The sequence below is a fragment of the Marinobacter sp. G11 genome (assembly GCF_021282325.1).
GTDB classification, from domain to species: Bacteria; Pseudomonadota; Gammaproteobacteria; order Pseudomonadales; family Oleiphilaceae; genus Marinobacter; species Marinobacter vinifirmus.
In genome coordinates this window covers 226186-238144 of sequence record NZ_JAJSPB010000001.1, presented here as the reverse complement: position 1 = coordinate 238144, position 11959 = coordinate 226186, and the positions used below count along the sequence as shown (strand labels likewise).

Annotated in this window: 12 protein-coding genes; 5 read left to right on the top strand and 7 right to left on the bottom strand. The window is 61.1% G+C overall.

Going from position 1 to position 11959, the window contains the following annotated elements; genetic code table 11:
• Nucleotides 1-158 precede the first annotated feature (158 nt).
• Nucleotides 159-947, top strand: a complete 789-nt coding sequence (locus tag LWH94_RS01105; protein ID WP_232900871.1) for an acyl-CoA thioesterase — start codon at nt 159-161, stop codon at nt 945-947.
• A 14-nt stretch (nt 948-961) separates the two neighbouring features.
• On the opposite strand, the gene LWH94_RS01100 is transcribed toward LWH94_RS01105, so the two are convergent.
• From LWH94_RS01100 to LWH94_RS01090, 3 genes are all read right to left on the bottom strand, one after another.
• Nucleotides 962-1861, bottom strand: coding sequence for a haloalkane dehalogenase (locus LWH94_RS01100; protein ID WP_058340393.1), 900 nt, complete (start codon nt 1859-1861; stop codon nt 962-964).
• Between the two features lie 122 nt (nt 1862-1983).
• Complete coding sequence (locus LWH94_RS01095; RefSeq protein ID WP_022988709.1) at nt 1984-2232, bottom strand: hypothetical protein; 249 nt, start codon at nt 2230-2232, stop codon at nt 1984-1986.
• Nucleotides 2233-2329: 97 nt separating this feature from the next.
• The gene (locus LWH94_RS01090; RefSeq protein ID WP_094624591.1) at nt 2330-2680 is read right to left on the bottom strand and encodes a hypothetical protein; all 351 of its coding nucleotides are present in this window, start codon (nt 2678-2680) and stop codon (nt 2330-2332) included.
• 132 nt (nt 2681-2812) lie between these two features.
• On the opposite strand from LWH94_RS01090, the gene LWH94_RS01085 reads away from it, so the two are divergent.
• Together LWH94_RS01085 and LWH94_RS01080 are read left to right on the top strand one after the other, a co-directional pair.
• On the top strand, nt 2813-3904 hold the full coding sequence (locus LWH94_RS01085; RefSeq protein WP_199457441.1) for an AI-2E family transporter: 1092 nt from the start codon (nt 2813-2815) through the stop codon (nt 3902-3904).
• 94 nt (nt 3905-3998) lie between these two features.
• Entirely contained in the window at nt 3999-4403 is a 405-nt protein-coding gene (locus tag LWH94_RS01080) for a peptidoglycan-binding domain-containing protein (RefSeq protein WP_232900870.1), read from the top strand.
• 85 nt (nt 4404-4488) lie between these two features.
• Here LWH94_RS01080 and ilvD read toward each other — a convergent pair whose 3' ends face one another.
• On the bottom strand, nt 4489-6324 hold the full coding sequence (ilvD, locus tag LWH94_RS01075) for a dihydroxy-acid dehydratase (RefSeq protein WP_022988713.1): 1836 nt from the start codon (nt 6322-6324) through the stop codon (nt 4489-4491).
• Between the two features lie 159 nt (nt 6325-6483).
• Here ilvD and LWH94_RS01070 point away from each other — a divergent pair, with 159 nt between their 5' ends.
• Nucleotides 6484-7080 carry an LON peptidase substrate-binding domain-containing protein gene (locus LWH94_RS01070; RefSeq protein ID WP_232900867.1) on the top strand — a complete coding sequence of 199 codons (597 nt, stop codon included), beginning with the start codon at nt 6484-6486 and terminating at the stop codon, nt 7078-7080.
• Nucleotides 7081-7086: 6 nt separating this feature from the next.
• Here LWH94_RS01070 and LWH94_RS01065 read toward each other — a convergent pair whose 3' ends face one another.
• Genes LWH94_RS01065 through LWH94_RS01055 form a run of 3 tightly spaced genes read right to left on the bottom strand, consistent with a single transcriptional unit; the run spans nt 7087 to nt 10555 of the window.
• Nucleotides 7087-8547, bottom strand: coding sequence for a bifunctional DedA family/phosphatase PAP2 family protein (locus LWH94_RS01065; protein ID WP_232900865.1), 1461 nt, complete (start codon nt 8545-8547; stop codon nt 7087-7089).
• A complete protein-coding gene (locus LWH94_RS01060) occupies nt 8544-9542 on the bottom strand; it encodes a GGDEF domain-containing protein (protein ID WP_232900863.1) in 999 nt (332 codons plus the stop codon). The genes LWH94_RS01065 and LWH94_RS01060 overlap by 4 nt, the downstream gene beginning before the upstream one ends.
• Nucleotides 9539-10555, bottom strand: a complete 1017-nt coding sequence (locus LWH94_RS01055; RefSeq protein ID WP_022988717.1) for a GGDEF domain-containing protein — start codon at nt 10553-10555, stop codon at nt 9539-9541. Before LWH94_RS01055 ends, LWH94_RS01060 begins: the two co-directional genes overlap by 4 nt.
• Nucleotides 10556-10700: 145 nt before the next feature.
• On the opposite strand from LWH94_RS01055, the gene LWH94_RS01050 reads away from it, so the two are divergent.
• A complete protein-coding gene (locus tag LWH94_RS01050; protein WP_022988718.1) occupies nt 10701-11957 on the top strand; it encodes a glutamate-5-semialdehyde dehydrogenase in 1257 nt (418 codons plus the stop codon).
• Nucleotides 11958-11959 lie beyond the last annotated feature (2 nt).

Sequence of the window (11959 nt, the reverse complement as noted above, 5' to 3'; positions counted from 1 at the left end):
AGTGCGTGATTTTGAAACATTATAGTCGTTTTGTCGCTGCTTTAATATGAATAATGCCGGTTTGGTGGTAGGTAGTTGCCGGGGCAAGGTTATTGCGGGCGTGTTGCGATTGGTGCAGTCTATGAGGTTTGCATACTAACCAACTGGAAAATAAGCCTATGACCTTTGATCAGCTGCTGGCCGAAGTACGCCAGGATGGCACAGTGACCCTTCCTTCTGACTGGGCACAGGGGCGCGCCACGTTTGGCGGCCTGGTTGCGGCCCTCGCATTTGATGTGATGGCAACAAAGGTAGCGGAAGGCCGGGCTATGAGGGCCCTTCAGGTATCATTTGTCGGGCCGGTGGAGCCCGGCGTGCCGGCGCAGTTTGAGGCCGAACTGTTACGCGAAGGCAAGGCCGTTTCGCAAGTACAGGGGCGGATTCTGCAGAATGGCGAACCTCGCCTGGTCTGCCTGGCCAGCTTCGGCGGAGACCGGGAATCCGCCATTCAGGTGGAGCCGCTTCCGGCGCCCGAAGCCAGGCCGGTCGACCAGTGTCAGGGGCTGCCCTACATCAAGGGCATGACTCCGGAGTTCACCCAGCACATCGAGATGCGCTGGGCGTTCGGCAATTTGCCGTTTTCCGGTAAGGGTGGCCGTGACATGGGCGGCTGGATGCAGTTCCGGGAAACTCCGGAAGTGTTCACAGATGCCCATATTGTTGCGCTGGTAGATGCCTGGCCGCCGGCGGTACTGCCGCACCTGAAAGATCGTGTGCCGGCCAGTTCCCTGAGCTGGGCACTGGAAATTGTGCATCCCCGGCCGGTGATCGAGCCCGGTGACTGGCTGCTGTACCGGGCCACCATTGACCAGGCCGGTGCGGGCTACGGCCACACCCATGCCGGTGTCTGGACTGCCAGCGGTGAGCTGGTGGCGCTGAGCCGGCAGACGGTTACCGTGTTCGGATAAGCCAGGAACGGGCGTCAGGCGGCCATCTCGGCCTTCAGGGCGTCCAGTATCACCCGGGCAAACTGGCGGGGTGAATCTTCCTGCAGGAAGTGACCGCCACTGAGGGTAATGTGGGGCTGGCCGAAGGCGCCGGGAATGCGGCGCTGCATCAGCCGGTCTCCGCCCCGGGTAATCGGGTCACTGCTGCTGAAGCAGGTAATAAACGGCTTGCGCCATTTTTCCAGTATCCGCCAGGCTTCCCGGTTGGCTGCGCTGGATGGATCCGAGGGCGAGGTGGGCACCAGTTTCGGAAAGGCCCGTGCCCCGGCTTTGTGGCGGGCGTCCGGAAAGGGGGCTTCGTAGGCGGCCAGTTCGCCGCTGGACAGGGTTCTCTCGGTACCCAGCTGGATGATCCGTGCTACGGGAAACCAGGGGCTGTGGCTGGCAAAGGCTTTCCACAGGCGAAAAACAGACGGTACCGGTGAGTCTCCGGTGGGCAGCATTCCGTTACCGACAATAATGCGGCTGAAGCGCCGGTGGTTTTCTGCAGCCAGTCGCAAGCCCAGCAGTGAGCCCCAGTTCTGGCATACCAGCGTGATATTCCACAGGTCCAGCTCTTCGACCCATCGGGTCAGCCAGTTTACGTGGTTGTCCGAGGTGTAGTCTGCGGTGTCGACGGGTTTGTCCGATTTTCCGAAACCGACGAGGTCCGGCGCCAGTACCCGGTGCCCGGCATCGGCGACCACGGGGATCATGTGCCGGTACAGGTACGACCAGGAAGGCTCACCGTGCAGCATCACCACCGGTGCCGCACTTTTCGGGCCTTCATCCACGAAGTGCATTCGCAGGCCCGGTTCGACATCCAGATAGTTGGGGGAGAAAGGGTAATCCGGGAGGCCTGCGAAGCGGGCTTCGTCAGTTCTCAGAATACGCATGCCATCGACTGTCCTGACTGATAGGTTGCGCGATTGTCGCGGTGACAATGTTCAGTCTTCAGGATAATGCAGATGGAATGTTGCTGTGTTTGAGTTCGGTAACAGAGCGTTGCGGCTTTGAATCAGGACGCAATATCGAACAGGCGCTCGGGGTTGTCGACCTGCGCGAGGGCTTCGTCACAGCAGTTGACGGCGCCGCAGTCGTCGGCCGAGCACAGGCCGATGGTGTCGCAGCAGATGTCCTGGTGGTTGTCGCCCTGGTTCCGGAAAATCCGGGCCCGGGACAGGATCGAGCGGCAATGGCCGCACAGCAGCGTGGGTACTGCGCTTCTTTCTGCCAGAAAGGCATTGAAGTGTTGATGTTGAGTCATAAGAAATCCTCCTGATCTACCTACCATAGGGACGCTTTGTGACAATTCAAAGTCTGCCAGCGGGCGTTCCATGGTTCGGGTTCAGCAGTTATACGTATCAGGCGTCAGGATCGACTACCGGGCGGCGGTTGGAACGTTTGTCGTCCCAGTCCAGGTCTTTCGGGTCGTACCAGCCCAGCCGGTCGGTTACCTTGCGCCGGGTGAACTCGGAAAGCGTGGGCCAGAGTTCCTGGAAGTCTTCCAGCCCTCTTTCCCGTTGCCGTAACTGCTTGCTGGCCAGCCGGCTGATGGTGCGGGGCAGGTGCAGGGCTTCGCCGAGTTGCCCGGGCACCAATACCTCCTGCCCCATCACTTTCCGGCGATGGGTGCGGGCGGCCAGCACCTTCTGCAGTTCGGTGGCAGCCTCAAGGGCGGTTTCGATGGTAAAGCTATCGGGATCCAACAACATGGCCTGTTTATTTGCTGTTCGATAACCTGCCACTATAACGTGAATCCGGCTACAGTGGCCACGCTCTCATGGTAGTCTGCGGGGCTGGAAAACCGGTTCGCCGGGAACGTCATTGCTTCAGGAATGTTTGATATGTACGCAAAACTCGAGACACGGACCTTTCTGGCCATGCTGGTGGGGGTGTCGTTTGCTTTTATCTGGCTGATGAAGCCGTTTTTCGGGCCGATTTTCTGGGCCGTGGCCATTGCCCTGATTTTTCACCCGGTCCAGCAACTGCTGGTCAGGCGCCTGGGCGAGCGCCCCAACATCAATGCCCTGATCACCCTTATGATCTGCATGATTATCGTGGTGATTCCGGTGCTGTTTCTCGGGACTGCGCTGATTGCCGAAGGCGTTGGCATCTATCAGAAAATCCAGGAAGGGGAAATCCGGCCCGGGGAATACATTGACCAGGTGAACCGGTCCTTTCCGGCCATTCAGGCTTTCCTGGCCCAGTTTGACATCAACTTCGGTGAACTTCGGGATCGCGCGGTGAACGCCATTCTGGGCGGCAGCCAGTTCCTGGCCAAGCAGGCCCTGGGCATTGGCCAGAACACCTTCCAGTTTTTTCTGGGGCTGGCGCTGATGGTTTACATGGCATTTTTTCTGCTGCGGGACGGCCATAAACTGGTGGAGTTGCTGATCAAGGCGTTGCCGCTAGGGGATGAGCGTGAGCGGCTGCTGTTTGCCAAGTTTGCCGAGGTTACCCGGGCTACCGTGAAGGGCAACCTGCTGATTGCCATTATCCAGGGTGCGCTCGGGGGGCTGATCTTCTGGGCCCTGGGTATTACCGGCGCCTTGCTGTGGGGGGTGGTGATGGCGATTGTCTCGCTGCTGCCGGCCGTGGGGGCGGCGATTGTCTGGGTGCCGGCAGCGGTCTACCTGGCTGCCGTTGGCGATATCATCCCGGCCATCATCCTGACGGCGTTTGGCACCATTGTTATCGGCCTGGCCGACAACCTGCTGCGCCCGATACTGGTGGGCCGGGACACCAAGATGCCGGATTACCTGGTGCTTCTGTCCACCCTCGGTGGCATCGTGCTGTTCGGCATCAATGGCTTTGTTATGGGGCCGCTGGTGGCAGCGCTGTTTATGGCGTTCTGGGGGATTTTTATCCGGGAGTTCGGCGAAGAGGCCCATGCTTCCCGGCCAGAATGTGAACCAGGTAGCAAGGATGAGGATTAGCTTGTGCTAGGGTCGGGTTAATGCCCTCGACCGTGGAGATGGGCGCCGCATTACCCTAATAACAAGATATTCAAGCGATATCAGGAGTAAGCCGGTGTTTACCACGAAAACTGCCAGCCATCCATTGCACAAACTGGTCCTCGCTGCGGGAGCCGTTGCGCTCCTTGGCACTGCCTCTTTGTCCCACGCCAATGATGTTGTCGCACTAAAGCACGCTTTATATGGCGCCGGGTACGATATAAACAATGTGAACCCCAAACTGGATGAACATACCCGGGCCGAGTTAACCCAATATCAGGAAGATCAGGGGCTGGAAGCCAGCGGTACCCTGAATGAAGAAACCAAGAAGGCGCTCGGGATGGTGGTCGTTGCAGAGGCTGCTCCCGAATCCAGGGCGCCCGCTCAGGCAGCTGCGAAGCCGGAAAGTGAGCCGCAGCCTGAAGCTGCCGAGCAAGCTGAAGAAAAGGATGACGAAGACGAAGCCTGGTCGCTCTGGTAATCCCGGCCCGGCCGCTTTGGCCAATGTCATAAAAAAGCCCGCAGGCTTGGCAGCTTGCGGGCTTTTTGTTTAAGGCCTGTTGGGATCAGTCCAGCTTGGACAGGTCCCGGACCGCGCCTTTATCTGCGCTGGTGGCCAGCAGGGCGTAGGCCTTCAGGGCCGCCGACACCTTTCGGGGACGGGAGTTTTCCGGTTTCCAGCCCTTGGCATCCCGCGCTTCGCGGCGCTTCTGCAGCTCGTCGTTGCTGACCTGCACATTGATGCTGCGGTTCGGGATGTCGATCAGGATGGTGTCGCCTTCCTCGATCAGGCCGATAGCGCCGCCGGCAGCCGCTTCCGGAGACGCATGGCCGATGGACAGGCCCGAAGTACCGCCAGAGAAGCGGCCGTCAGTCAGCAGGGCGCATTCCTTGCCCAGTCCCTTGGATTTCAGGTAACTGGTGGGGTAGAGCATTTCCTGCATGCCGGGGCCACCTTTCGGGCCTTCGTAGCGAATGATGACCACGTCGCCTGCCTTCACTTCGTCATTCAGGATACCGGCCACGGCCGTGTCCTGGCTCTCGAAGACCTTGGCCTTGCCTTCGAATACGAAGATGCTTTCGTCTACACCGGCGGTTTTTACCACGCAGCCGTCGACCGCAATGTTGCCGAACAGTACGGCCAGGCCGCCTTCGGACGAGTAGGCGTTTTCGACAGAACGGATACAGCCGTTCTCACGGTCACCGTCCAGGCTCGGCCAGCGGGTGCTCTGGCTGAATGCGGTCTGGGTGGGAATGCCGGCCGGACCGGCCTTATAGAATTCCACCACTTCAGCGGTGGGGGAGCGCATGATGTCCCACACTTCCAGGGCTTCTTTCATGGTCTTGCTGTGTACGGTGGGCAGATCGGTGTTGATCAGGCCGCCGCGTTCCAGTTCACCCAGAATGCCCATGATGCCGCCGGCGCGGTGCACATCTTCCATGTGGTACAGGGGCGAGTTCGGGGCCACCTTGCACAGCTGCGGTACCTTGCGGGACAGCCGGTCGATATCGGCCAGGGTGAAGTCCACCTGGCCTTCCTGGGCTGCTGCCAGCAGGTGCAGGATGGTGTTGGTGGAGCCGCCCATGGCAATGTCCATGGTCATGGCATTCTGGAACGCTTCCATGGAGGCAATGCTGCGGGGCAGCACGCTGGCATCGTTCTGCTCGTAGTAGCGCTTGGCGTTTTCCACAATCTGGCGGCCGGCGTTCAGGAACAGCTGCTCGCGGTCGGAGTGGGTTGCCAGCAGCGAGCCATTGCCCGGAAGGGCCAGGCCGATGGCTTCGGTCAGGCAGTTCATGGAGTTGGCGGTGAACATGCCGGAGCAGGAGCCACAGGTGGGGCACGCGCTGCGTTCGTATTCTTCCACCATCTCGTCGGTGGCGGTCGGATCAGCCGCGATCACCATGGCATCTACCAGGTCCAGCTTGTTCTCGGACAGCTTGGTTTTACCGGCTTCCATGGGACCGCCGGAAACGAAGATCGTCGGAATGTTCAGGCGCAGCGCGGCCATCAGCATGCCCGGGGTGATCTTGTCGCAGTTGGAAATGCACACCAGTGCATCGGCACAGTGGGCGTTGGCCATGTACTCTACGGAGTCGGCAATGATCTCCCGGGAGGGCAGGGAATACAGCATGCCGTCGTGGCCCATGGCGATACCGTCGTCTACGGCGATGGTGTTGAATTCCTTCGCCACACCACCGGCGGCTTCGATTTCGCGACAGACCAGCTGGCCCAGGTCTTTCAGGTGCACGTGGCCGGGCACAAACTGGGTGAACGAGTTGGCAACGGCGATAATCGGTTTGCCGAAATCGTCATTTTTCATACCGGTGGCGCGCCAGAGCGCACGGGCTCCGGCCATGTTGCGGCCGGCGGTTGAGGTGTGGGAACGATACTGGGGCATGGCGTGCTGCTCTCTCCCTTAATTTTGAACGGACTAAGCGAAACCGAGAGGATAACAGATTCCGTGCCCCTCGCATGGCTGTTTTCCGGATCGGTGTTTACAATAAACCTTCAGCCCGCAGGCTGAATTCCATAAAACCAACCAAGAGCCATTCCCACAGTGACTGACTCACTTTCCAGCGTGCCGCTGTTTCCGCTCAATTCCATTATCCTGCCCAAGGGGCGTATTCCCCTGCAGCTGTTCGAGCCCCGCTACATAGATATGCTGACCCGCTGCCTGAAAGAGCAGCAGGGCTTTGTGGTAGTGCTTTTACAGGATGGCGACGAGGTTGGCCGCAAGGCCCTGTTCCACGATCAGGGCACCTATGTGCGGATTATCGACTTTCAGCAGCTGGACAACGGCTTGCTGGGTATCACCGTTGAAGGCGACACCAAGGTGCGGGTAGTCCGCAACTGGCAGCAGGAAGACGGTTTGCACATGGGGGACGCCGAGCCGTTGGAGCCGGAGCAGCAGGTTGATATTCCGGACCGGCACTATGAATTGCCGGCGGTTCTGCAGGCCCTGTTCCGGCATCCGGTGGTGAAGGATCTGGGCATGGATGTCGATTTTGAGGATGCCCGTGAGGTGGGCTGGCGGCTTACCGAGCTGTTGCCCCTGGACAAGTCCGAGAAGCAGCAGCTGGCGGAGTGCCAGGATCCGGTCGAACGCCTGGACCGGTTGCAAGCCCTGCTGGACATCCTTGAACAAGGCTCCTGAAACCGGTCAGGGCGTCACAGGCTGCGGCGAGTAGGCCAGAACGGCACCGTCCCAATGGCTGGCCATGTAAACGGCGGTGAATGCCAACCACAGGCCCAGCGCTGCCCAGGTGAACGGATCCGGGCTCAGGGGCACGCGATCATATCGGCTGTAGCTGGCGCGGATAACCCCGGTAATGGCCAACCCCAGGAACAACCCTCCCAGAACATCGGTGAACCAGTGTACCCCCAGATACAGCCGGCTCAGGGCTACCGGCAGCAATGGCAGTGACAGCAGCACGTAGCTTTGCCAGCGTTGCCGTTGCCGGCTTTCCGCCGCAATGAAGCTGGCGCACAGGGTTACCAGCACCGTGGCCCCGGCAGTGTGGCCGCTGGGAAAGGCTCCTGAAGATGGCGGGAGCATCACCGTATCGGGCCGTGGTATTCCGAAGCCGGCTTTCAGTAACCAGATGCTCCCGCTGGCCAAAATGGCGGCTGCGGCCACGTGGATAGCGGCGGCATAGTAGCCGCGAAATACCAGCACCAGAAACCCGAGCACGGCGGCGGCAATCAGTACCGGTGGGTCTCCGGCCAGGGTAAAGGCAACCATCGGCAAATCCAGCAGCGGCTGGCGCAGCAGGGCAAACCAGGCCAGCACCTGTTGGTTCAGTTCATACAGTTTGCTGCTGACCGTCACCACCTGTGCCAGTATCAGGAACAGCGCCAGGGCTGTAACGGACATCATCAGGGACGGCAGCGGGAATTCGCCACGGCGGGCCGGCCGCTCGCTGGTGTACAGCCGCCAGAACCGGTGGGTTGCATCGTAGCGGGCCATAGTGGTTTCCAGCCACCGGTACGGGCGGCTGCCTTCCCCCAGACCCAGTCGCATTTGCAGCAGGATCAGGTAAACCACCAGCAGTACCCCAAAGCTGACTCCGAGCACCAGGTAGAAGTGAGGTGGCGGTTTGATCTCGCTGGCCAGTGCCGTGCCTACGGTGAACCCGGGCAGGATATACACCAGTGCCCATCCTACTGCCGACAGCAAGTTAAAGGTAATGAAGGTGCGCCAGGGCATGTGCAGTGCGCCTGCCACCATGGGGATGATAGGGCGTATCGGGCCCACGAATCGCCCGATGATGACGCTCTTGCCGCCATGGGCCCGGAAGAAGTTTTCTCCCTTGGCAATCAGGCCGGGGTAACGGCTCAAGGGCCACACGGTGTCGAGTCGTCCTTTGAGTAGCCGGCCGATGGAGAAGCTCAGGACATCGCCGGCAACGGCGCCCAGGCTGGCCCAGATCAGGGCTTCGGACAGGGGAATGCCGGTTTTGCCGGCCAGGGCGGCAAAGGCAAACAACATGGCCACGCCCGGCACGATGATGCCGGCGATAGCCAGGGATTCAATCAGGGCCGTGGCAAACAGGGCGAACACCAGCCAGCCCGGGTTGCCAGCTACCCAGGTGGTCAGCTCAGTGAACCAGCTCCCTGTCATGCCCGGACCGGCTCTCCCGGGGTGAACCAGGCGGAATCAGCCCCGTGTTTCCTGGCTTCCAGCATGGCATTGGTTGCCCGCTGGCGAAGCAGCTCGGTGCTGGTATCGCCATTGCCCCGTGTAGTACAGCCAAGGCTTACGGACACCTTGCCGGTTTCCGGCCAGTCCCGTTCGGCGATGGTGCGGCGGATGCGTTCGGCAATGACCCGCAGGCCTTCTTCCGGGGTGAATGGCAGGATCAGGAAAAACTCGGAATCCTGCAGGCTGTACAGGGAGTCTCCCGCCCGGATGGTTTCGAACAGTTGCCGGGTAATCTGGCTCAGCAGGCGGTTCAGGCCGCGCTTGCCGTGCAGGTCGCGGATCTGGTCGTGGTGGTCCAGGCTCAGGCTGATGACCGACAGCGGGTGGCCGGTGGCAATGGCCCGGCTGATTTCCTTTTGCAGGGTTTCATCCAGGAATCGGGCATTGTGGGCGCCGGTGATCGGGTCGGTAATGGCCAGGTCCTGGGCGGACTGGGTCATGTGGTCGTAGTGCCAGACATAAAGCGCGGTGACGGCGGCCAGCAACAGCAGCCCCGCACTGGTGATAACGGCATCGGTTACAGGGTTGCCGAGCCAGGTCACGGCAATCACCGGTAGCAGTAGCAGGGCGCACAGCGCCAGCCCCTGCCGAAGGGGCAGGATTAGCAGGTTGAGCACCAGCAGGGGCATGGCCCAGTGGCTGATGCCGGGCGCGTTCATGGTCAGAACGGCCGCCACCAGGCCACTGTTCAGGCCGGCCAGGATGATCAGGTGGCCCGGTGCCGAAAGCTGGTGGCGACGGCAGAAGTAGGTATACACCAGCCCGGTCAGCAGCAGGGCGGTCATTGCCAGGGCCAGGTAAAACAGCTGGTAGAAGCCGTAGCGCAGGTTCTGCAGCGCCAGGACAGAAATAACCAGGGCCGTCAGGCTGTAGGCGGCGCTGTGGCTCCAGGTGCGCAGGCGGGTTTCGGTCATTGAGCGCTGGCCTCCGGGTCCTGCTTGCCCGGAAGGTCGGACGGCAGAGGGTTGCTGAAGGTCTGGGTGCGATTGCCACCCTGTTGCTGGGCCCGGCGCAGGGCGTTGGCCACGCTTTGCTGCAGGCTGTCGGCATCATCGCCAATGTTCAGGCCGGCGACGCCGGTGCTGACGGTGAGTTTCAGGCCGTGAGACTCCATCAATTTATCAAGTCCCTGGCGGATGAGGTCTGCCTTCTTTGCGGTTTCGGCGGTATTGGCGCCCGGCAGAATCGCCAGGAATTGCAGGTCTGCCACCCGGTAGTAGGTATCGAAGTCCCGTAACTGGGAATGCAGGTAACGGCCGATTCTGGGCAGGATGGCGCGGATGTCTTCGTCCGGGTCGCTGTCACTCAGATGGGTGTCGAGGCCGATCATCATCACCGACAGGTTGGTGCCCTCCCGTTCGCTGCGCTGGATTTCCTTGTGCAGGTCCGTCGACAGGTACTCCCGGCTGGCGGCCTGGGTGAGCTCGTCGGTGCGGCGCAGTGGCGCCAGCTGGCGGGACTTGTATTCCCGCAGGAACACCAGGATGCCGGCCAACAGCGTGGTCAGTACAAACGCGCTGACCATCTGGTGGCGGTCTGGCAGGTTGACCAGCCATTGGGCGCTGGACAGTACGAGGACCAGCAGAACCAGGGTCACCGGTGCCGCCAGGTAAACCGGCAGCAGGGCGAAGGTGGCCAGCGGCAGGGCATAGAGCCAGTGGCTTAGCGACCACGGCCCCAGCCACAGGGCGGCAATAAGCGCCAGGGCCAGGGCGCCGAGGAAAAAATACCTCAGTTGTGGCCATGGCAGTTTGCCCTGTTGATTGTTCAGGGGGCTGCCTGCCAGGCACAACCCCGCCGCAGCCGCCGCAGAAGCCGCCGCAAGGGGTTCGCCAAGCAGCACACTCAGGGCGCTGGTTAGCGCCAGGGCGGCACAACCGGCTTTGGTGAGGGTGCTGGGCAGGAATTTTTCGGCCGACTGGGGCATGGAACCTCTGTCCTTCGCTGGCACATCCATTGAATATTGAAAGCAGTGCAGCGGTATAATAGTCGTTTGGGGTGCGGACTTGAAACGGGAAAGGTAAAGTAACCGCCCGGTTTTGGAATCAGCTAGCAGAATAAAAGGTATATCGATGGATGTTGCAGCCTACATGGCGGAGCTTGGCCAACAGGCCAGGGTCGCCTCAAGAGAAGTCGCCCGTTCGGCAACCGCCGTGCGCAACCAGGCCCTGCTGGCAACAGCGGAAACACTGGATGCGGCGCGCCAGGCACTGGCAGAGGCTAACCGCAAGGACCTGGAAAACGGCCGGGCCAATGGCCTGGACGAGGCCATGCTGGACCGCCTTGAGCTGACGCCGGCCCGTATCGACACCATGATTGAAGGCCTGCGCCAGGTGGCAACCCTGCCGGACCCGGTGGGCGAAATCACCGATATGACCTATCGCCCCTCCGGTATCCAGGTGGGCAAGATGCGCGTTCCGCTGGGCGTTATCGGCATCATCTACGAATCCCGGCCGAATGTGACGGTCGAGGCGGCCAGCCTTTGCCTGAAGTCCGGCAATGCCACCATTCTGCGTGGTGGCTCCGAGGCCATCCATTCCAACCAGGCGATTGCCGAATGCCTGGCCACCGGCCTGGCGGCCGCCGGGCTGCCGGAAACCGCAGTGCAGGTGGTGAAAACCACCGACCGCGCCGCGGTGGGCGAGCTGATCACCATGCCCCAGTACGTGGATGTGATTGTGCCCCGGGGTGGTAAAGGCCTGATCGAACGCATCAGCCGCGATGCGCGGGTGCCGGTGATCAAGCACCTGGACGGCGTGTGCCACGTGTACATCGACAGCCATGCCGACCCTGAAAAGGCCTTGAAGGTTGCGGTCAACGCCAAGACCCACCGTTACGGCACCTGCAACACCATGGAAACCCTGTTGGTGGACCAGGAAGTGGCAGACGATATGCTGCCCCTGCTGGCCGCCGAATTTGCCGCCAAGGGTGTGGAGTTGCGGGGCTGTGACCGTACCTGCGCGATTGTTGAAGGTATCAGTGCCGCCACCGAGGACGACTGGCACGAAGAGTACCTGGCGCCGATTCTTGCGGTGCGTGTGGTCGACGGCCTGGATGGCGCCATCGAGCACATCAACCGGTACAGCTCCCAGCATACCGACAGCATCATCACCGAGAACTACACCCGGGCCCGCCGGTTCCTGACCGAGGTGGATTCCAGTTCGGTGATGGTCAACGCCTCCACCCGCTTTGCGGACGGTTTCGAATATGGCCTGGGGGCTGAAATCGGCATTTCCACCGACAAGATCCACGCCCGTGGCCCGGTTGGCCTGGAAGGCCTGACTTCCCAGAAATATGTGGTATTCGGCGACGGCCACATCCGGGCCTGATG

Excerpts from the sequence above, each read along its gene's own strand:
- LWH94_RS01105 (WP_232900871.1), top strand. The coding sequence starts at position 159 with ATGACCTTTGATCAGCTGCTGGCCGAAGTACGCCAGGATGGCACAGTG.
- LWH94_RS01100 (WP_058340393.1), bottom strand. The coding sequence starts at position 1,861 with ATGCGTATTCTGAGAACTGACGAAGCCCGCTTCGCAGGCCTCCCGGAT.
- LWH94_RS01095 (WP_022988709.1), bottom strand. The coding sequence starts at position 2,232 with ATGACTCAACATCAACACTTCAATGCCTTTCTGGCAGAAAGAAGCGCA.
- LWH94_RS01090 (WP_094624591.1), bottom strand. The coding sequence starts at position 2,680 with ATGTTGTTGGATCCCGATAGCTTTACCATCGAAACCGCCCTTGAGGCT.
- LWH94_RS01085 (WP_199457441.1), top strand. The coding sequence starts at position 2,813 with ATGTACGCAAAACTCGAGACACGGACCTTTCTGGCCATGCTGGTGGGG.
- ilvD (WP_022988713.1), bottom strand. The coding sequence starts at position 6,324 with ATGCCCCAGTATCGTTCCCACACCTCAACCGCCGGCCGCAACATGGCC.
- LWH94_RS01065 (WP_232900865.1), bottom strand. The coding sequence starts at position 8,547 with ATGACAGGGAGCTGGTTCACTGAGCTGACCACCTGGGTAGCTGGCAAC.
- LWH94_RS01060 (WP_232900863.1), bottom strand. The coding sequence starts at position 9,542 with ATGACCGAAACCCGCCTGCGCACCTGGAGCCACAGCGCCGCCTACAGC.
- LWH94_RS01055 (WP_022988717.1), bottom strand. The coding sequence starts at position 10,555 with ATGCCCCAGTCGGCCGAAAAATTCCTGCCCAGCACCCTCACCAAAGCC.
- LWH94_RS01050 (WP_022988718.1), top strand. The coding sequence starts at position 10,701 with ATGGATGTTGCAGCCTACATGGCGGAGCTTGGCCAACAGGCCAGGGTC.